15 protein-coding genes and 1 riboswitch are annotated in these 21826 nt (G+C 38.6%); of the genes, 7 read left to right on the plus strand and 8 right to left on the minus strand.

What is annotated here, in order from left to right; genetic code table 11:
• Positions 1-8: 8 nt before the first annotated feature.
• The 3 genes from J2S08_RS12585 to J2S08_RS12595 form a co-directional block, all read right to left on the minus strand.
• Entirely contained in the window at positions 9-1238 is a 1230-nt protein-coding gene (locus tag J2S08_RS12585; RefSeq protein WP_307230005.1) for a CynX/NimT family MFS transporter, read from the minus strand.
• Positions 1239-1255: 17 nt separating this feature from the next.
• Positions 1256-1939: a FadR/GntR family transcriptional regulator gene (locus J2S08_RS12590; RefSeq protein ID WP_307230007.1), complete on the minus strand. Its 684-nt coding sequence runs from the start codon at positions 1937-1939 to the stop codon at positions 1256-1258.
• 553 nt (positions 1940-2492) lie between these two features.
• Complete coding sequence (locus J2S08_RS12595; protein ID WP_307230008.1) at positions 2493-2810, minus strand: hypothetical protein; 318 nt, start codon at positions 2808-2810, stop codon at positions 2493-2495.
• Positions 2811-3055: 245 nt separating this feature from the next.
• Positions 3056-3168: riboswitch (SAM riboswitch) on the plus strand.
• A 186-nt stretch (positions 3169-3354) separates the two neighbouring features.
• Between J2S08_RS12595 and metE the strand changes: the two genes are divergently transcribed.
• The 5 genes from metE to J2S08_RS12620 all read left to right on the plus strand — a co-directional run bounded on the left by metE (position 3355) and on the right by J2S08_RS12620 (position 11667).
• Positions 3355-5649, plus strand: a complete 2295-nt coding sequence (gene metE, locus J2S08_RS12600) for a 5-methyltetrahydropteroyltriglutamate--homocysteine S-methyltransferase (protein ID WP_307230010.1) — start codon at positions 3355-3357, stop codon at positions 5647-5649.
• Positions 5650-6160: 511 nt separating this feature from the next.
• Positions 6161-6625 (plus strand): low molecular weight protein-tyrosine-phosphatase, encoded by a 465-nt coding sequence (locus J2S08_RS12605; RefSeq protein ID WP_307230012.1) that lies wholly within the window; start codon positions 6161-6163, stop codon positions 6623-6625.
• 1020 nt (positions 6626-7645) lie between these two features.
• Complete coding sequence (locus J2S08_RS12610; protein ID WP_307230013.1) at positions 7646-9385, plus strand: methyl-accepting chemotaxis protein; 1740 nt, start codon at positions 7646-7648, stop codon at positions 9383-9385.
• Positions 9385-10137, plus strand: a complete 753-nt coding sequence (locus J2S08_RS12615; RefSeq protein WP_307230015.1) for an SDR family NAD(P)-dependent oxidoreductase — start codon at positions 9385-9387, stop codon at positions 10135-10137. Before J2S08_RS12610 ends, J2S08_RS12615 begins: the two co-directional genes overlap by 1 nt.
• Positions 10138-10161: 24 nt before the next feature.
• On the plus strand, positions 10162-11667 hold the full coding sequence (locus J2S08_RS12620; RefSeq protein ID WP_307230017.1) for a sodium:solute symporter family protein: 1506 nt from the start codon (positions 10162-10164) through the stop codon (positions 11665-11667).
• Positions 11668-11914: 247 nt separating this feature from the next.
• Here J2S08_RS12620 and J2S08_RS12625 read toward each other — a convergent pair whose 3' ends face one another.
• From J2S08_RS12625 to J2S08_RS12640, 4 genes are all read right to left on the minus strand, one after another.
• Positions 11915-13048, minus strand: a complete 1134-nt coding sequence (locus J2S08_RS12625; protein WP_307230019.1) for a TolB-like translocation protein — start codon at positions 13046-13048, stop codon at positions 11915-11917.
• A 74-nt stretch (positions 13049-13122) separates the two neighbouring features.
• Entirely contained in the window at positions 13123-14592 is a 1470-nt protein-coding gene (locus J2S08_RS12630; protein ID WP_307230022.1) for a sensor histidine kinase, read from the minus strand.
• Positions 14589-15275, minus strand: coding sequence for a response regulator transcription factor (locus J2S08_RS12635; protein ID WP_307230024.1), 687 nt, complete (start codon positions 15273-15275; stop codon positions 14589-14591). The genes J2S08_RS12630 and J2S08_RS12635 overlap by 4 nt, the downstream gene beginning before the upstream one ends.
• A gap of 150 nt (positions 15276-15425) precedes the next feature.
• Positions 15426-16289, minus strand: a complete 864-nt coding sequence (locus tag J2S08_RS12640; protein WP_307230026.1) for a LysR family transcriptional regulator — start codon at positions 16287-16289, stop codon at positions 15426-15428.
• A gap of 180 nt (positions 16290-16469) precedes the next feature.
• Between J2S08_RS12640 and J2S08_RS12645 the strand changes: the two genes are divergently transcribed.
• Together J2S08_RS12645 and J2S08_RS12650 are read left to right on the plus strand one after the other, a co-directional pair.
• Complete coding sequence (locus J2S08_RS12645) at positions 16470-17648, plus strand: 2-methylaconitate cis-trans isomerase PrpF family protein (RefSeq protein ID WP_307230028.1); 1179 nt, start codon at positions 16470-16472, stop codon at positions 17646-17648.
• Between the two features lie 349 nt (positions 17649-17997).
• Positions 17998-19365 carry an MFS transporter gene (locus tag J2S08_RS12650; protein WP_307230030.1) on the plus strand — a complete coding sequence of 456 codons (1368 nt, stop codon included), beginning with the start codon at positions 17998-18000 and terminating at the stop codon, positions 19363-19365.
• Between the two features lie 62 nt (positions 19366-19427).
• Here J2S08_RS12650 and J2S08_RS12655 read toward each other — a convergent pair whose 3' ends face one another.
• Positions 19428-21806: a penicillin acylase family protein gene (locus J2S08_RS12655; RefSeq protein ID WP_307230060.1), complete on the minus strand. Its 2379-nt coding sequence runs from the start codon at positions 21804-21806 to the stop codon at positions 19428-19430.
• Between the last annotated feature and the right edge of the window lie 20 nt (positions 21807-21826).

A 21826-nucleotide genomic window follows, 5' to 3' on the forward strand; every position in this document is an offset into this window, starting at 1 on the left:
AGTTCCTTTTACATAGATGCGATTGAATGTTTCTTTTCGCGAATGTGAGAGAAAATCGTTCGATTTTGTCCAGCACCAATTCCAAAGATACATTGTGCGATTGTGACTCCGATTAGAAGAAGAAGTGAGCCTGTCCAACTGTTTGTTACATCGTAAAGCAAGCCAAAGACCATCGGGCCAATTGCAGCCAACAAATAGCCGATTGATTGCGCCATTCCAGAAAGAGCGGCAGCTTGAAACGGATTAGAGGCGCGCAAGGCGATAAAGGTTAGTGCTAAGCTTATACATGCACCTTGGCCTAATCCGATTAGGACAATCCATAGAGGTATCAGCGTATTGCCTCCGATAAAGATTCCCAGATAGCCGCTGAAACAAAGCACGCTCGCGATTGCGGCAAGCACCTTTTGATTTTCACTTTTTCCAGCTATTATTGGCATCATAAAGCTGACAGGGATACTCACAACCTGCATTAAGGAAAGCATTGCTCCACCAGTAGCTAAACTTAAGCCCCTATCATGAAGAATTTGCGGCAGCCATGTAATAGATACATAGAATCCAAATGATTGCAATCCCATGAAAAAAGTGACTTTCCATGCAAGGGGTGATTGCCATACTCCTTTTACCTTTGAGCTTTCAAGCTTGGAGTAATCGGCTTTTCCTTTATTCTTTACGTTTGGAAGCCAAATAAAAAAAGTGATAAAGGAAAGAATAGCCCAGAAAGCTAAAGAGCCGCGCCAACCTATCGGAAGTGCATGAGCGAGTGGAACACTGATACCAGAAGCAATTGATGCAAATATGCCCATACACATTGTATAGCCTCCAGTTAAAAGCCCGACTTTTAAGGGGAATTCTCGTTTTATCAGGCTTGGCAGCAACACATTTCCGACAGCAATAGCCAATCCTAAAATAGCCGTACCAAGAAATAACGTAAAAATAGAAGAAACAGAACGTAAAATAATACCTGCTGTTAGTGCCAATAAACTATATAAAATTGTTCTCTCCAACCCAACTTTGTGTGCAAGCTTTGGCGCTAAAGGTGAGAAGAGGGCAAAACCAAGCAAAGGAAGCGTGGTGATCAAACCTGACCAAGAATGAGAAAGCCCTGTATCATCCCTAATAAAACCTAATAAGGGGCCGACTGAGGTTAATCCAGCCCTTAAGTTGGCAGCGATCAACATAATGCCAATCATCATGAAAAAATGTTTCTTTTGCGGTTGTTGATTGATTTCTGTTAACATCGTCTACTTAATCCTTCCTATTTTTTCAATAGTGCAGCCTGTGCTGCTTTTAAATAGTCATGTGTAGCATTTTCAGCGCCAGAGGGATTCTGTTCAACAATTGCTTCTACTAATTTTTGATGAGTGCTGAAATGTGCTGCAGCAATATCTTCTTCATGTTGCACGTATTCAATGGCATTGCGCAATGCTTCTGACATATGTACATATAAATCAACGATTAAACGATTTTGCGAAGCTTTAGCAATAGCATGATGCAGATCGGAATCATACTTCAGAAAACAATTGATATCATTCTTCTCTATTGCTAATGCCTGCTCGTCTAAACATTTCTTCATCATACCAATATCATCATCAGTCCGGCGGAGTGCTGCTAATCTTCCAGCTTCTCGTTCGAGACAATAACGAACCTCTAATGTTTCAAGTACTTCTGCTCTTTGTACTCTTCGTAATATTGCAGTCTCAAGCTCACTATTTGAACGAACAAATGTCCCTTTTCCTTGATGTGTGAAGAGCAATCCTGAATGAACTAAAGCTCTGACAGCTTCACGAATCGTATTCCTACTAACACCTAGCTGTTCCACAAGCTCAGGCTCAGTTGGAATACGGCAGCCAATAGGCCATTGCCCAGACTTAATAAGTGTTTTCATTTGTGATACAACCTGTTCCACAAGTGTTTGCCGAGTCGGTGGCTTTAACGTCATCTCTATACCTCCAATCATAGGATGAATTTGTTTGTATACTATATCATAACAGTATGAATAAAAACAACCCAATGTCGTTATTATCTGAAAAACATTCTCAGTTAGGGCATCATTACTATCATTTAAAGGTTGGCTTTAAAGTAATGTATCAGAAAACTGTGTCTCATTCGTGGGAAAAAAGGTTGGAAAAGGCAAAGCATTGCTAGAGCAGAGGAAAATAAGCATCATGAAAACAGCTTGTGGGACTAGCTCTGCTAACCTTAGCTATTTTGCCTCTGTATGTCGAAAAAATATGAACGGATAGTATGAAGTTTTACCTGTTTCGCATTATCCAGCTCTTTTGGTAACAGTGTTTGTAATAGAAAGAGCAGTTGTTTCCATGTTTCATTTTTTCGGGAAATATAAAGCTTCAGAAAGGCGAAAAATGGCAGAGGTTGAGAAAGAGAACAGGGGGTGCAATGATGTGAAGGATGGGAGGTGTCCCACCTTTTTAGTTGCCAGCGTTTACGTTAAACAGATATCTTCTTTTTTGCAACTATTTACATGGTCGGTATTACTCTATCCCAATTAATTTTTTTATTCTAAAGAGATCTTTTTCATTGCTCCATGTTTTTTGGGCAAGCAATTCAAAATTGGTTTCGAGGTTTTCCTGCTTAGCCTTTACTTCACCGAACTGTTTATAGGTCTCGATTTTAAAGCCGTCAAAATTCGCTTTCATCTCTTCTTGTCCATGCTTCAGTGCTCCTAATATTGCACCATGTTCTTTTAAGGTATTACTATGCATATCTAGTTTATCGCTATGTTCTTTTAGTGTACTTTCTATATGATTCACTTTGTCTAAAATCAAGTCTAACTTCTGATCAATCGTCACTGTTTACTCCCTCCTTTGCTAGTAAGAATCTCTTATTGCTGTTTCATAGATTCATTATACCAGCTTTCATTGATGATGAAAAATGTATATTTTACAGGAAAGGCTGTGAAATGAGAGGAAATCTTCGTGATCATTGCATTTTGTATAAAAAAAGTCAAAATTATCAATCTGCACCCATCACTAAAAAAATATTTGACACAATTGAAAGTTGATGCTAAGATAATGAAAATTTAATAATTAGAAAACTCTTATTAAGAGTGGTGGAGGGACTGGCCCGATGAAACCCGGCAACCATTCAACTGTTGTAGTTGAAAAGGTGCTAATTCCTGCAAAGCTTTTATGCTTTGACAAATAAGAGAGGGATGTATGTATAAAGCGCGTTTAGCCTCTCTATTTTGATAGAGAGGCTTTTATTTTTGCAAAAAATAGCTAACTCTTCTTTATGCGCTCTGAAACATCTCATCATTTTAGGAAGGGGTGGTACAGATAAGGTAATTGGAAAATTGACAATATACAAAAAATATCTTGAAATGAGGGGAAAGATATGAGTAAAGTGAGAAGTGCAAATCTGGGGTATCCGCGTATTGGAGAAAATCGCGAATGGAAAAAGGCGCTTGAAAAATATTGGAATGGGTCTCTTTCTAAAGAAGAGCTGCTTGCAGAAACGGAACAGTTGCGGCTTCAATTTTTACAAAAGCAAAAGAAGAGCGGAATTGATTTCATTCCTGTTGGCGACTTTTCACTGTATGATCATGTTCTCGACACTTCTGTTATGTTTGGGATTGTCCCAAAGCGATTCACATATAACAGGGGACCAGTTCCACTAGAAACCTATTTTGCGATTGCTCGTGGAACAGAAGGTGCAGTCGCATCGGAAATGACAAAATGGTTCAACACAAACTATCACTATATTGTGCCAGAATTAGAAGATGCAGTCCCGACATTAACGGAAAATCGACCGCTTGCCTATTATCTAGAAGCGAAAGAAAAGCTGGGTATTGATGGCAAACCAGTGATCCTTGGGCCGATTACATATTTAAAGTTGGCAAAAGGGTACAAAGAAGAAGCATTTGCTTCTTTGCTCGAGCAATTTGTTCCGCTGTATATTCAAGTATTAAAGGAGCTTGCAGAAGCTGGCGCTAATTGGGTGCAAATAGATGAGCCTATTCTTGGTACAACGTTGTCTAAAAAAGATATAGCGTTTGTAAAGCAAACCTATACCGAGATTAACAAAGCAGTGCCGCAAATCAATGTTTTGCTGCAAACGTATTTTGAAACGGTGAATTTTTACGAAGAGATTGTTGCTTTGCCTGTACAAGGAATTGGACTTGACTTTACAGTTGGAGATACACTTTCACTGTTCCAAACTTATGGTTTTCCAGAAGATAAAGTATTGGCAGCAGGAGTCATTGATGGACGCAACATTTGGCGTACAAACCTAGAAGAAAAATTTACTTTACTAGAGCATATTCTCTTATATATTGACAAGAAGCAACTTATTGTTCAGCCTTCGTCCTCTTTGCTGCATGTTCCAGTTAGCAAGCAATTAGAAGAGGCGCTAAATCTAGTTATAAAGGATGCACTATCATTTGCGGATGAAAAACTTGCTGAGGTCGTTGCTTTAGCGAGAGGGCTCCAAGAGGGGAAAGCGGCCATTCAAAAGGAAATCGAGGAAAGCAAACGTGCCGTCCAGGCACTGAATGATTCTCCATATCGCAATGATAAACAGACCCAAAAAAATATTCGCAACCTTAATCATTTCAAGGCAAGTCGTTCCCTACCATTTGCAAAGCGAATTGAAAAACAACAGGCCCTTTTTCAGCTGCCACTACTTCCAACGACGACAATCGGCAGCCTGCCGCAAACACCGGAAGTACGCAGGACAAGGTTAAAATGGCGAAAAGGCGAGATCACAGAACAAGCATATGCCCAATTTATAGAGGCTGAAACGAAAAAATGGATCGATATGCAAGAAGAGATAGGCCTAGATGTACTAGTGCATGGTGAGTTTGAACGTACAGATATGGTTGAATATTTCGGTGAGAAGTTAAATGGCTTTGAAGTAACGAGAAACGGTTGGGTTCAATCGTATGGTTCACGATGTGTCAAACCGCCAATCATCTTTGGAGATGTATCCTTTGACAAGCCAATGACAGTGAAGGAGAGCGTGTATGCACAATCTTTAACAAAAAAACCAGTCAAAGGCATGCTCACTGGTCCGATTACGATCTTAAATTGGTCTTTCGTTCGCGATGATATTTTACGCCACGAAGTTGCCTATCAAATTGCGTTGGCGCTTCGAAAAGAAATTGAAAATTTAGAAGGAAATGGAATTAAAATGGTTCAAGTTGATGAGCCAGCATTAAGAGAAGGTCTGCCGTTGGATCAGGAAAAGTGGCAGGATTACTTGGATGCTGCTGTCTATGCTTTCAAATTGGCAACTTCCTCTGTTCAGGATGATACGCAAATTCATACACATATGTGCTACTCAGATTTTGAAGATATTATTGAAGCAATCAGTGCTCTTGATGCCGATGTGATATCGATTGAAACGTCCAGAAGCCATGGGGAATTGATCTCATCTTTCGAGGACTTCACTTATGATAAAGATATCGGCTTAGGTGTGTACGATATTCATAGTCCACGTGTTCCGAGGAAAGAGGAAATTATACAAAATATCGAACGGGCACTTCAAACAATTTCACCAAAACAGTTTTGGATCAATCCAGATTGTGGGCTAAAAACGAGAAAAGAAGCAGAAACAGTCGCAGCACTAAAGGTCATGGTTGCGGCGGCAAAAGAAATAAGAAAAGCACAGCTAGCGCTGCAAGAGAAGTAAAGTAAATTGTTTATACTGTGTTGCCGCTAATCATGGCGGCATTTTTTCTTCTCTATTCGTTTCTCGTCACATTGATCTTCGTTTTACCTCATTTTTCATGTAAATACATAAAAATGTATATGGTTTACAAATGCTGAAACTTCTATAGAGTAAATGGGATAAAAGTAATTTAACTGGGTTTCCGAAAAGAATTCTCCTACTTCTAAATGTGAAGGGTGTAGCCCAATGAAAGTGGGAGATGAATTTTCGGTTGGCGTAAGCCAAGATATTGTTCTATAATCAGTCTATACAATATGGAAGGTTGATAGCAGTGTGAATGCAAGTAAGAACTTGCTGAAACTAGCTATGTAGTTGGTATTTTCTCTAGGGGCAGGGACTGCCCTTAGAGCTTGGTATAGATAGCTAACAAAAGTATCTAGTTCCCAAGAAACTCCCACTTTAATCAGACCATAAGGTCGAGAAGTGGTGAGTAGTTCACCACATTCTTTAGGAAAGAAAGGATGGGCTTCTAATGGTAAAAGTATTATTTGTTTGTCTGGGAAATATTTGCCGTTCCCCAATGGCAGAAGCAATTTTTCGAGATTTGGTTAAAAAAAATCAGCTTTCTGAAAAAATTTCCATTGATTCAGCTGGAACAAGTGGTTGGCATATTGGCAATCCTCCACATAAAGGGACTTTGAAAATATTAAAGAAATACAAAATAAGTGAACAGGGCTTAAAAGCACGTCAATTTACAGCAGATGATTTATATACTTTTGATTATATCGTCGTAATGGATGATAAAAACCTCGATGATGTGAAAAGAATAGGAGAGGGACCTGCAAAGGTGCTGCGCCTTCTTGATATCGTAGAGGCGAGTGAACGAAAGAACGTGCCTGACCCGTACCATACAGGGGATTTTGAAGAAACATACGAATTAGTGACAAAAGGCTGCGACGTTTTATTGCAGCTTATCAAGGAAGAGCATCAGCTCTAAGAACGATTATATATACAAAAAAAGGCGGCTCAGAAGGACGATAGTGTTCTTTCGAGCCGCCCTTTCTATTCTTATCATTTTAGCTTAAGCGATCACCATTTAGCTGCCCAAGCTGCTATGTCTACTTTGAGTGCAGGAATAGCCAATGATGGGACATAAGACATTGTCTTTGCAGGCGGTGTACTGCCATGAAACGAAGTTTCACATTATGATATGCGAAAAAGTATAGTATAAAAAGTAAATGAATGCAAGTAATGAAGTAAAAAAGATTTTCTTGAAATGATTGGTTGAATTATGATACTTTATTCCTAGTTGATTTTTTTATAATAGGTATTTATAATCAACTAGACATAATGATTGGGGGGATAATAATTCCTATAACCTATTATAAAAGTCTCATAACATATTGCTGTTTATTGAAAAATGTGGTATATTTACCACTGAGATAGGGGATTTATAAAAAATAGGAATACATCTGAAGGTCTAAAGTAATGTTTAGTTTTGGTAACACTGTTACAAGAAATAGTATGTATCACACACTTCTTTACAGTAAGAACGACCCTCTTAGAGTTCGAGAAGTCGGCAGTGCTAGGTGAGAGGAAGTTGAAAGCCAGCCAACAGCTTTGATAGCAATACATCGCAAACAGAAAAAGTGCTTTTCTTTTTCGAGCATACTCATGATCTTAAACTTAGTTTTTACTTCTTATCCAGAAGGATGAAAGAAAAATCTCTATTGATGGAAGTTTCACTTTATCCCATATCTAACTGGCAATAAGATCCCCATCTCAAAAATAAGAGATATCGAAGCAGTCTAGGTAGGTATAACTGAAAGTCAAATGTCCGATTTGTTCGGGTCGACAGGATAAGGAAAGCTTCGGCAGTGACACATCGCACGAAGAAAAAGCGGCTTTCTTTTTCGAGGACGCCCGCGATCTTAGCCTTTATATCAGTGGGGGATGAGAGAAAACCCCTACTCATGGAAGTATCAATTTATTTTATAAACAGGAGGAATAAGTCATCGTGCGTTTTTTTAGAAATATTTCGTTAAAGTATAAGTTTTTGCTCACAGTTTCCATTATTGTCATGGCTTTATTCGTGATAATGACAGCCCAAAGTATCAACCAATTGAATAAACGGTTGGAAATGGACCTTGAACAAGAACTAAAAAGTGTGGGTTTATTAACATCTATGAACCTTGATCAGGGTGAAATAGAAAAATTATTAACAGTCAATGGGGCGGATGATCCTCTTTTTATTGACATTCAAAATAAGCTGGATTTTATAAAAGAAAAGCAAGGTATTATGAGTTGGAGTTATATTTGGAAGATGGAGGATAAAGCAGTTACACCGATAGGATTTACAAACAACTTGAACGAAGTTTATTCTCCGGGAGAATTGTTTGACGACCTAGCGCCTATTCATTTAGATACGGCAAAACTAGCAATTAAAAATGATCAGGCAGAAGTAACGCCTATTTTTGAAGATCCTTTTGGATCATGGAGAACTGTTTTTACTCCGATTAAAAATGAAAATGGAAATATCATCGCAGTATTGGGGCTTGATTACTCTGCGGACTATATAGATACCATTATCGCGAAAACGGTAACGAAGCAAATAATCATTGCTGTCATTGGACTCCTGATCTTATTGCTAGTACTTTACTTCACAATTGATCGTATTCTTAAACCTCTACAAAAAGTAGTATTAGTGGCAAATCAAGTGGCAAACGGAGATTTAAAAGAGGTGGAATTGGAGGTTGCTAATGATGAAGTTGGACAACTCTCTCAATCTATCAAAACGATGGTTTCAAATTTACAGCATGTCATATTGAACATTAAACATACATCTAATCAAGTTGCTACATCAGCAAACCAGCTAAGTGTGAATGCTGCAAAATCATATGATAATTCCACATACGTGACGAATGAAGTAGATCGTATCGCTCAAAATGCTGAAACATCCTTAATAATGACGGAGGAAACAGCAGCGGCAATGGAAGAGTCAGCCGAAGGAATACAACGGATCGCTGGATCAGCAAATACCGTTTCTGAATCGTCTCTTTTTACTTCGAGTGCAGCTAAACAAGGAAATGATGTTATTCAACAGGTTATTACGCAGATGAATTTAATTCATGAATCAGTTGATCAGATGGATATAACAATTGATGGCTTAAACGAAAATTCTAAGAAAATTAGTGATATTGTGAACATTATTACAGATATAGCTGATCAAACAAACTTATTGGCGCTTAACGCTGCGATTGAAGCAGCCAGAGCAGGTGAACATGGTAAAGGATTTGCGGTCGTTGCAGGGGAAGTAAGAAAATTAGCTGAACAATCATCGCACTCAGCTGCAGAAATATTTAAGCTCATTCATAATATCCAAACAGATTCGAATACATCTGTTGCCGTCATGAAAAAGGGCAAAGAAAATGTGGATGCAGGAATGAACTATACAAATGAAGCAGGTGTCATATTTAAAAAAATCCTGCAATCTGCCGAAGAAGTCGCAGATCAAGTACAAGAAATTTCAGCAGCATCACAACAATTATCTGCCTCTTCAGAAGAAGTCGCAGCTTCTGTAAATGAGATGAAGAAAACGTCTCAACAATCTGCGGAATTTTCATTAAGTGTATCACAGTCAACACACGAACAATTAATATCTATGCAAGAAGTGAAGGAAGCATCCGCTTCGTTAACAAAGACAGCGGAAGAGCTGCAAACCCTTATTGCAAAATTTAAATTGGAGAATGATGACTAATGGAATTAAAACTTGAAGGAAAAAATGTGCTTATTACAGGAGCTAGTCAGGGAATAGGAAAAGCTATTGCATTAGCATTTGCCGAATATGGCGCAAATATCTTAATAAACTACATTGGTAGTGATCAAAAAGCAGAATTAGTTTGTCATCAAGCAGAGGCATATGGCGTTAAAGCTGTAAAGTTTCATGCCGATGTATCTGATTCTAGCCAAGTAAAAAATATGTTCTCTTACATGGACAATCATTTAGGAGCAATTGACGTTCTCGTCAACAATGCCGGCTTTGCTGAAGCTTCCTTCATTACAGATATGACAGATGACCAATGGGATAACATGATAAAGGTTCATCTCTATGGAAATTTTTACAATGCTCGAGAAGCAGTAAAAAGAATGAAGGCAAAGAAGAGAGGTAAAATCATTAATATCTCTTCAGATATTGGAAGTTTAGGCTGTGAAGCGTTTATTCATTATTCAGCAGCAAAGGGCGGAATTAATGCTTTTACAAAAGCATTAGCTAGAGAGGTGGCGCCTGAGATTCTAGTCAATGCCGTGGCTCCCAGCGGAACACATACGGATATTTTACAAGCGTTCGGAGAAAATTATGTTGAGGAAGAATCTGCTAAATATCCATTAAAACGATTAGCACAACCAGAAGAAATTGCTAAGAGTGTGTTATTTTTAGCATCAGAAAATGCGAATTTTTATACAGGCCAAATACTAAGTCCAAATGGTGGAGTCGTTATGAATGGATAATGAACTAGTTGAGGAGTACTTGAATTGAGTCATATATTAATATTTTGCTTATATTTAATTTTTATCTATTATATTGGTTTTAAAGGGTATAAACGTGTCAAAACAGCTGAAGACTTAATTGTTGCAAGCTGGAGTATGCCGTTATCTGTTGTAACTGGAAGTTTAATAGCTGCGTTATTAGCAGCCCCGTTCTTTTTTGCTGCGGTTGGATCAGGTTATACAAGTGGTGGCTTAGAAGGGTCAGCGACAATGGGCGGTTTAGGTACATGCATGATTTTAGGGGCATTAATTTGGACGAAGCCTTTAAGAAGATTAAGAGGCTGGACGTTAGCCGACTATTACGGCTTGCGATATGGAAGCAAAAAGCTAGGTGCATACACGGGAGGAGTAATGGCAATAGCTTTCGGGGTGTTCAATGCCGCAGCTCTTTCTGTTGGAGGAACTTATATTATCCAAACGCTTTTGCAAATTGATTTTATTCCCGCAGCATTATTATTCGTTTCTTTAACAGCCATCTATTCTGTGATTGGCGGACTTTGGGCTGTTGCTTATACGGAAGTTGTACAAGGTGCATTAGCCATTGCCGGAATCCTTGGCATCACAATCTTTGTTCTATTTTATTACCCTGATGTTACCTTTAACCCTGATTGGTGGAATGTAAACGAACTATTTCAAAGAGGCGGGGTTGAATTCTGGACTTTATATTTAGTGCTGGCACTAGGAGATATTCCTGCTGTTGACTTAGGACAGAGAGTAGCAGCCGCAAAAAGCCCTCGCGTAGCACAATTAAGTATGATTATTGCTGGTATTGTTATTATTTCCATTAGTTGGATTCCTGGTGTTTTAGGGGAAGCGTTTAAAGCGATCTACCCAAATAGTTCCAATCCTGAAATGTTGATGCTTGCCTTTGCGCAAGGCTATTTTCCGCCTGTATTATCGGCCATCTTTTTAACAGCAATGGCAGCGATGGGAATGTCGACTGCAGCAGCATGCTATGTTGCAACTTCGGGGATTGTTACGAAAAATATTTATTTGGATTTTGTTAATCGGAACCCAGATCCGAAAAAATTATTGTTTTTCTCAAGAATGGTCATTCTAGCGAGTGCTTTATTAGGTTTAGTTCTAGCGATTAGCTTTCAAAAAGTCATCGATTTAGCCTATTTAGCATGGGATATTATATTTGTAACGTTATTCTGGCCGATCGTTTTAGGGCCGTTTTGGAAGCGGGTCAGTACGCCGGCTGTTTGGACAAGTATGTCTGTTGGACTAGTATATTATATCGTTACGTTACTTACTTATGTTCCTGGGCCAAACATTCAATCTGATGGTTTTATTGGCTTGTTAAGTGAATTGTGGCAAGCGCCTGTTTTCTCTGGTGTCATTATTTCTGGAATAACGATTGTCGTTATTAGTCTCATCATTCCACCTACACAACACGTATTAGACATGCATAAGATAGAGAGAGATAAGACACTTGATCATGTAGGAAGCAAAGAAGAACTCGACATATCGAATGCAATGAATCCCTAAATGAAAAAAGTGGAGAAAAATAGTCGTTTTTCTCCACTTTTTTAATCGGTTTTCAGATAAATGCGGGCCGATAAACCAAGATTAGCTATAACGCGATTGTTTTTGGCTTATAGACCAATAAATTAGCAAACCATTTGGTTGATATCTTCCCTACTCATATCTGTTTTTCACTTGATCAAATGAGCTGAATTCTTGGTGGGCTGCCCTTTTAGGATGGCCCTATTTTTGGTAAGCCTTCTCTTATCAGCTACTCACTGTATATAGCGAATGAACTGAGTTTCTGTTTGCTGTCATTGTCTGTCATCACATAGGCAATATGAGAATCACTCCTCCAGAATCCAGTGAAAGAAATAACAGCTGGCAAGTCAGCTTTTTCCATGATGATTGTGCTGTTTGTCAATTGCTTGTCTTTCAGTTCCGCCATATAGACATTGCTTTTGTATTCCTCTTGAACGTGAACAGGCATATCAAACAAGATTTTCTGTTCATCTGGAGACAGTTGATAAAATGGAATCCAGTCTCCTTCACTGTCTGTCCCGCCTGAAATCAACTGTTTTACCTCGTTTTTGTTTACATCGAAATAGTATATAGCGCCTTTTCCATCATAAGAGCCAGCAAAAATAATATCTCCATTTCGGAGGACATCAAACGTTGCCAATGTATCTTTTTCTCCAGAGAAAGCAAGAAGGGCTTCTGGTTTTCCTTTTGAAGGGATTTTATAAATCATCATACCATCTTTTTGTGTCTGAACATGAAGATAAACGTTATTCCCGACTTTTTTGACATTGGAAATGCTGGTAATCTCTAGATGACTAAGATCATAAGAGCTTGTATCGTTTGCAGCAGTATCGATCACACGCAAATTGGCATCACTATCCATTATTCCGACATCGTAGCCTTGATTATCAAGAAAGAAGAAATCTTTAACAACGCCTTTATCTACCAGCTTTTTCTCTCCATTTATGATATTTTGTACATAAACATTGCCATCTTCTTGTAAAAGAATTTTTATCCCATCAGAAGAAAAAGTGAACATTTTTTTTGCTGGCAGATGTTCTTCTAGATCGATTTTTTCTTTATCTGCTAGTTTTGTAGTCTCCTTTGTCTGTAAATCTAATGTGTAAATTGTACTATCTTCATTGTAATAAAGCTGATTTTGATAAATGCCCATAACATCTCGATAAGAGATAGCGTCGTCTATGACGAAATCTTCTTTCCGGGTTAGCTGCAATGTACTGTCTGCTAGTAAGCTATCTAACTGAACATCATCATTCATTACAATTGTTTGTTGTGCTTGGGCTTCGCTGTTTAATGAACATCCTGTTGTAAGGCTGCTTGCAAGGATAAGTGCAGCAGCAGCTGTCCATTTGTTTTTAATCATTGCTCTTTCCTCCTCATTTCTGTTGTCGATTCTAGTGTACGAGATAGATGTTGCGAACCTATTCCTTCTTATTGCTAAATTGTTGCCAGCTTAGGGAAAGTGATCTTTAATGTGGCAATCCCATTTTCATATGCAAAGGAAATCGTTCCATTATGAGAGGAGATAATCTGACTGCAAATGTAGAGTCCAAGCCCACTACTGCCTTTTTCTTGTGCGTTTCTAGCTGTGTGCACAAATGGTTCAAAAATATGTTCGAGAACCGCTTTCTCGATAGGAGGACTTCCATTTTGAATGATGATAGTCTGCTTTGAAATGGCAACATCAATTGTTTCTCCACTTATTCCGTATTTAATTGCATTATCTAGTACATTAATAAGTACTTGCTTTAGCTCATTTTTCACTCCATCAATCATTAAATCTTCACCTGATAATGAAATACTCATTTCATGCTTTCGCGCTTTCAAACTCATATCTTCACAAATCGCTGAAAGAAAAGGATATAAATCAATCGTTTCTTTTGTTTTTACTGGTGCTGCATCTTTTTTGGAAATATTGATCACTTCAACAACAAGATCACTTAGTCTGTCGCTTTCTTCACGAATATTTCTTGCAGCTTTTTGTAGAAACGCTTGATCAGAGAAATTGTCAGCACCAATAATTTGTGCATATCCAGAAATAGTTGTAAGCGGCGTTTTTAATTCATGAGTGACATTGTTAAAAAATGTACGCCGACTTTTCTCCAAAAGGAGTACTTTATCTTTTTCTTTTTTAATCATTTCTATTTGTTGTTTTATCTCCTGTTTCATGTCATGAAAGCTATTGATCAATTGTTCGATTTCGTCTCCTGTTTTTGCTCGGACATCAATGTCATAGTTTCCAGCGGCAATTTGTTTTGTTGCTTTAGTCAGGCGCAGGAGCGGCTTTAGCATTTGACTTATCAATAAAAAGGAAAGCAGGAATACACTAATAAACAAGCAAATGATAAAAAGAGTCAGACCTTGTAAAATCCGCTCGTTAGCAGAAAATAAATTAGAATAATCGCCTGTAAAACGAAGGACGCCAAAATAGTGATCATGTATGTAGAGCGGGTAAGAAAAGTTGACAAGCTTTCCGCCTTCAACATCAACGAGTGTAAAAGCAGATTTATTAGCAAATGCCAGTGCTAAATCATCTGATTCCAACTTATCTGGACTCGCTTGTGTAGAGCGATAAGTTATTAAAATCGGTTGTTCTACTAGAATTGCCTCATTCAAAAACGTTCCCTCAGAATTGTATATTGTTACACTTTGTTGATGAAGTTTACTCAATTGTTGGGCAATAATGGCTCCGTATTCTTGAAATAAATCTTCTTTTGGAGGTTGAATCAACATAAATTGTTTTATATGTTCACGAGTTGTATGCTGCAACTTCGTTAATTCAGCTTCGATTGCTTGTTCACTGTTCGTTTGCAGCGTCACTTTTACGACGTGCAGAACAAGAATAGCTGCGATTGAAAAGAGGAGGAGAAGGCCGATGAAAAATTTCGTACGAATCGACCATTTCATTTTATGAATTCCCCCCTCATTTTATAGCCAACGCCAAAAACAGTTTCAATAATCGATGGTTGTGCAGGGGTGTCCAACTTTTTACGGAGACGTTGGACATGAACATCAACAGTGCGCAAATCTCCATCGAAATCAAAATCCCATACTGCATCGAGGATTTCTTCCCGTGTGAACACTATGTTTTGATTGCGGGCAAACAGCAGCAAAAGTTCATATTCTTGCGGCTTTAAAGAAACAGTTTGTTCCTCTTTATAAACGGTATGTGATCGTGGTTCGATGCGAATGGTATCGCGAACGACTAGATAGGATGTAGTATTTCCTTTGCGGCGAATCATTGCTTTAATTCTGGCTGCGACTTCACGAACATCAAACGGCTTCGTCATATAGTCATCTGCTCCTAGTTCCAGCCCCAATACTTTATCAACAATATCATCGCGAGCAGTAAGCATCATAATCGGCACTGTACTATTTGCCATTAGATGCTTGCAAATATCAAATCCACTCTTATCAGGCAGCATGACATCAAGCAATACTACGTCAGGTTGGATGCCTTCAAAAAGCCGGATGCCATCAAATCCTGTATGCGCGCAAAGAACGCGGTATCCCTCTTGCCGCAATGCATATGAAAGAATATCGCAAATGGATTCTTCATCCTCGATAATGAGGATTGTTTTTGTTTTCATCTTCTGTCATCCCCTTTTTTTGCATCTATCCATACGAAAACAAGCAGTATTTCTTCATTTTATTACTGTCAGCAATGTTTTCTATTTTACTAAAAAAATATTGCCAAATTGTTGCTTTGCAAGAAGTTTGGAAGTCTCCATCGCTATTAGTCACATTAATGTCATCTTTTTTATAAAGTCAACAAATGCTTGAATAAAAGGGATTTGTAAAGATGCTTTTCGGTAAATAACCCATGAATTTCTCATAATCGGTTCTCCATGTCTGCTTCTCAGTTGAATTCGCTGCATTTCTTCGTTGTTCTCTAAAACTATACTTGGAATAATTGCATATCCTAATCCACTTAACACCATTTCTTTACATGTTTCCATGTTATCTACTTCCATTGTAATCGAAGGTGGTTTTGAGAAATTTTCTTTCCACCAATTATCAAATACATTCTCTAAAGATACATCTGTTTTGTAAGTAATTCTTGATAAATTCGGCAATTCTTCTAAAGCAATTTTTTGCTTTGAAACAATCCAAATGTTTTCGGTCATAATTAAATGCTTTTCTTCTGCCCAATGATAATCGCCTCTAATGAAGCCGAGATGGACATCTTGATTATAGACGGATTGAACCAGCTCTGAACTTCTATTAGATGTCACTTTAAATTCAACATCAGGATATTTCATATGAAATTTTTTAAGAATGAAAGGGAGTTTATATCGTGCCATACTACTGGCAGTTCCGATCTTTAAAGTACCTGAGATTTTATTTTCCATGCTTAGTAAAAACTCTTTTGTTTGTTGTAATTGCCGCATCATTTCCTTGGCGTATTTCACCAAATATTCACCTTGTGGCGTAAATGCAACACCTCGCCTTCCTCGATATAAAATTTTTATGCCAAACTCTTTTTCTAATTGCTGTATACGGTAGCTTAATGATGGTTGAGAAACAAATAAAATTTCTGCTGTTCTCGTTATATTTTGCTGATTGTAAAGCGTTTGTAATAAAATCCAATCTTTTTCTTCCATTTTTTCCTCCTTTTTTCTTCACCATTATCGATAGCACTTTATGTATATTTTAAAAAAAGTGAAGATTAGAAATCAAATTATTTTATCGATTTAAATAAAATATATGTATTTTTTTTATCATAAAAAACATGTTAACTTTATGTAGCAAGCGGTATATGCAACAAAATGGAGGAAATAAACATGTATGATGAAGGCCAAGTCCATAAAATATCTACTGTGATGATGAGGGGAGGAACGAGCAAAGGACTCATTTTAAGAAAAGCAGACCTTCCTTCTGATCCGAGCGTACGAGATGAGGTAATCTTGAGGATTTATGGCAGCCCTGATCCTAACCAGGTGGACGGACTTGGAGGAGGAACATCTTTATCCAGCAAACTTGCTATCGTAGGCCCGCCATCCCATCCAGGTGCACATATTGATTATACATTCGGCCAAGTGAGTCTTGAAAAGAAGTGTATCGATTATCACGTTATGTGCGGTAATTTTGTAACCGCTGTGGGCCTTTATGCAGCAGAAGAAGGTTACGTTCCTTTGACAGAACCGGTTACTTCCGTCCATATTTATAATACAAATACGGACAAAATGATTGTTGCGGAAATACCTGTTCAAAATGGACAAATACAATATAACGGTGATTTCGTGATCGATGGCGTTCCCGGTTCAGCCTCGAGGATCATGCTTCATTTTTTAGATGCAGGTGGAACATTTACAGGTAAAACACTGCCTACTGGTCATCCAGTCGATACTGTATCTTTAAAAGATGGAAGATCATTTGAAGTTAGTATTGTTGATTGCGCCAATGTAGTAGTGATAGTGAAAGCCCAAGATTTAAACCTTAGAGGAATAGAGCTTTGCCATGAGTTGGAAAATAATGGTTATGCCTTGCAGCTATTGGAAGAAATCAGGGTGGAGTCCGGCATCATGATTGGGATGATCAAAGAAGAAGATAGAGAGAAAGTGACGCCATCTACTCATGCCCTTCCGAAAATAGCTTTCGTTTCTTCGCCGCACGATTATAAGACGATCGACAATCGGCTCTTAAAGAAGGAAGAGATAGATATTATTGCTCGGTATATATCAATGGGAACATTGCATAGAGCTTATGCTGTTAGTGGAGCCATGGCGCTTTCTGCGGCATCATCGATTCCTGGAACGATTCCCAACCAACTTATCTCTTCAGAAGGATCTGGCATTAGAATTGGACATCCTTCAGGAGTAATGTATGTTGAAACGAAAGTTGAAAAAGCAAATGGCAATTGGATTGTTTCACGCGCTGCAAATGGAAGAACTGCAAGAAGATTGATGGAAGGATATGCACATATACCTGCATCCATTTACCCGACATCTAACTGCCAGTAGATGGTTGTATTGATTCAGTGGGAATAAAAACAATTATTAACAGAATTTTCAATTCATAAGAAAAGATTTTAACAACAAATATTTTTATGATGTGAGATCAGATGGGATAATCCCCATCTGATTGGATATGTTAAATTTCTTATTAGTGATTGCCAGGGAATCCTATCAATCTTTATAACTTGCTTTAAATTAGTGTACATTCAATTTTCTGGAGTTTTTTATTAAACATTTTTTTGAAAACGATTACTTTCACGTATCTTACTATTCTAGAAGTGAGATGAGCGTTTTTTCCCTCACCTTTTCTAAAAGGAGTAAATAACTGATTATCATACAAACAGGAGGAACATATATGAAGAATATTGCAAATATTAGCAACAGGATAAATAGGTTGCCTTTTTCCAAAGTCCATAAAAAAGCACTGATTATTCTCTCATTCGTTTATTTCTTTGATTTCTTTGATTTAAACACTTTTTCTTATGCAGCTGCGGCACTAGTGAAAGAATGGCATTTATCAACGGAAACAATTGCATTGATTACGTCAGCTTCTTATTTTGCGATGTTTCTAGGGGCTACGTTTGGCGGTTGGTTTTCCGATCGCTTCGGGAGAAAAAGAGGATTAATCATCATGGTCACATGGTTTTCATTTTTCTCCCTGCTTTCTACTTTCGCTTGGAATCCACTCGTATTAGGAATATTGCGCTTTTTAACTAGTCTAGGCATCGGGGCAGTAACCATTTTAGCGAGTACATACATTAGTGAATTTTTCCCAGTGCCATTTAGAGGGAAATACCAAGCGTTATGTATTGCGATTGGTATTTGTGGCATTCCAGTTGCGGGATGGGTTTCAAAATCCGTTATTTCTCTTGGTCCTTGGGGCTGGCGAGTCATCTTTGTTTTTGGTGCAATTGGTATTATTTTTCCTTTGATTGCAAGAAAACTGGAAGAATCCCCAATTTGGTATGAAGTAAGAGGACAAGTAGATAAAGCAAACGAAATGATGGCAAGAATAGAACAACACGTCACTTTAGAGAAAGGGCCATTGCCGGAACCTGAGCCGATGTTAGGACAATATACTGCACATACGTCTGTACCTTATTCTCGTTTATTTAAAAAACCGCTATTGATGAAAACGATTGTCTTAATGATTATGTGGTCTAGTACGACGATCGCTATTCAAGGGTTTGGAACTTGGGTTCCGACGCTTCTTGTCAAGCAAGGGATTGATGTGGAACAGTCAATCGCTTATGTGGCTTTAGCTACGATAGGAGCACCCCTTGGCGCTTTTATTGCTTCCCGAATTTCTGATAAGTTTGATCGCAAGTGGGCGATTACCGTTGTCTCGATTTTGATTATGGCACTTGTTGCTTTATTTGGGTTCGCTTCCATGCCAATTGTTATTATTGTTGTAGGGTTTCTCATCCATATGTTTGAACGAACATTTAGCTCAATGGCATATAGCTATACACCAGAAATGTATCCACCGGAAGCAAGGGGATCTGGAAACGGTCTTACTTATGGTGTTGGCCGTTTAGCAAATATGTTTGGGCCGTTTATTGTCAGTATGTTGTATGGTGGATTTGGCTACCTTAGTGTATTTATGTTTTTTGCAGGCTGTTGGATCATTTGTGCTGTTGGAATCGGTATTTTCGGAGGTTCTACGCAGTCATCTCAACCGCGTAAATTGTTTATAGAAAAAGAAAAAGCAACGATAGGATAAGGAAGAATATGAATAAAAAATATCGAAGCAGCTTTCCTATTTAAAGTCAGCTGCTTCGGATGTTATGGAGTGAGCACTAACGTTTTTCCAGCGGCTCCTTCCAATGAAGTTTTATGGTAGTCGCCATTCACCCAATCAAAGGTTTGATCCGCATACCATTCGCTTTTAAAATGCCCTGATTGTCCAGGGGCAACAATATGATAGCCTATTTCGGGCTCATTCATATCAATGACAAATCGCCATGATGCTCCATGGTGAACAATCCCAGTATCTTCCTGATAACCAGCTGCTTCCACTGTTACGCTGCTTCCGCCGACTGGAATCGGTTTTTCTTTATTGAACACTTTTTCTAACAGAGTATGCACACGAGCGAGCGGATGTTCAAATTGAATTTGATGAAATGCTCCCCATTTCCATGCTGACATGTCTTCACCATAAGCTTCTGTTAATTGTTCGATCGTATTCTTTAGAGACGTATGGACTGCAGCTGCAAGTCCGCCCTTTGATTCAATCCAAATCGATTTTTCCCCTTTTGAAGCCTTCCTGATCAGTTCATCTGTCACTTGATTTTGACTGCTGAACATAACGAACATTTCTTCTGGTATGTCTTCTTTAAAGAGAAGCGTCTTAAAATCTGCTATCCATTTATGAAATAGAAGCGGTTGCGGCTTATCTTTGTCATCTAAGAAGTCCCACTTTTCTAACAAAGCAACTGCATCTTTTTCTTGTTTAGTTAATGCTAGTTCTTTGAGTTGTTCTAAAAAGATGGGCACGAATTCTCTTGCTTGCAAATTCATTTCATCCATTTGCAGTTTTCGCATATCTGCTAACGAAAGCTTTTCTTTTTCTTCCAGCACTTCTGCAATCCTCATGTAGCGGTATGGCTGCGCCCATACATGACTCAGATGATAAGGATAACCATCTCCAGCCACCTTGTTATTAGCAGTAGCGATAAATCCTTTACTCGGGTTCACGACTTTTGGCAATTCATCAAATGGAATATGGTTTTCCAATTCCGATGCTTTTTCCCATCCCGGCAATGGGAGCAGTGCATCATCTGGATGTTGATAGATTGGGATTTTTCCATTCGCTTTATAGGCGATTGTGCCATCTTCCCCTGCGAAGAGAAAGTTTTGCGTCGGAGTGTGAAATTTCTCTAAAGCTTTTTCAAACTCTTCCCAATTAGTCGCTTTGTTCATGTTGATAATCGCTTCCAATTCTGGTGTTGGCGCTAATGCGGTCCATTTTAATGAGAGGACAGTATCCTTGCCGCTATCACCAGCAAATTCAGATATAACAGGGCCATGCCGCGTTTCTTCTACTTTATAGTCAAGCGTTTTTTCCCCTTTTATGTGAATAGGCTCATCTATCACGTTCGCTTCTTCCCATTTTTCTTCAAATAAGAACTGGTTTGGATTATCAGGGTTGCGTTTCTCCAAATAAAGCTGCTGTACATCAGGCCCCGTATTCGTCACTCCCCAGGCAATCTGGTCGTTATGGCCAAGAATGATGCCGGGAACACCTGCAAATATGACACCGCCGACTTGAAAGGACGGGGATTGCAAATGCATTTGATACCAAACTGAAGGTGTTGCCAATCCTAAATGCGGATCATCGGCAAGAAGGGGTTTTCCGGAAGTAGATTTTTCTCCAGCAATGACCCAATTATTGCTGCCGTTAAATGGGTCAGGGATGACTGCGTCTTTAAAACTTGCAGCGACATCAACGATTTCTTCCTCTTGGATAATGGTTGGTGCTTGTGCTGGATAGGAGGGGAATAATTCGTAAGCTTTTTCGGGCGAAAATTCATTCAATAAATAATAGTTGAATGCTTGTTCTTCCCAGTGTCCCCCTAAATCAAACGCCATATATTTGCCGATTGTCAACGAGTCTATCGGCGTCCATTTGTCTGGTTTTGATCGCAAAAGTGTAAACTCTATCGGCAAGCGATTAGCGGCAGCTGCCTCCTCGATAAATGCATTGACTCCTTCAGCAAACCATGCCAAAATTTCCTTTGCTTCCTCTGAATAGATGTCATAGGAAGCTTCTGCGGCTCTTCGCAAGCCGAGCGTTCTGAAATATTTATCTCGTTCTAAAGCGGTGCTGCCCACTACTTCACTTAATGTTCCTGACGCTTGTCTGCGAGCCATTTCCATTTGAAACAGGCGATCTTGCGCTTGTGTATATCCTTGTGCAATAAAAAGATCATGGTCATTTTCCGCTTTAATGTGCGGTACTCCTTTTTCGTCCCTCACGACCTCAACTGCTTCGTGTAAGTTTTTAATAGTAATTTTTCCTTCTAGCTGCGGTATTGAACGTTTCGCGTACATGCTAATAAAAGCGAATAAAAGGATAGCAAGTACTACGAAAATTGCCGCGGCAATAATGGCTATTTTCCTCCACTTTTTCCCTTTTGTTTTTGCAACGGATGGTTGCATCATTGTCTCCACATGAAAGTCCC

This window comes from Bacillus chungangensis (assembly GCF_030812995.1).
Taxonomy (GTDB): domain Bacteria; phylum Bacillota; class Bacilli; order Bacillales; family Bacillaceae_C; genus Bacillus_CF; species Bacillus_CF chungangensis.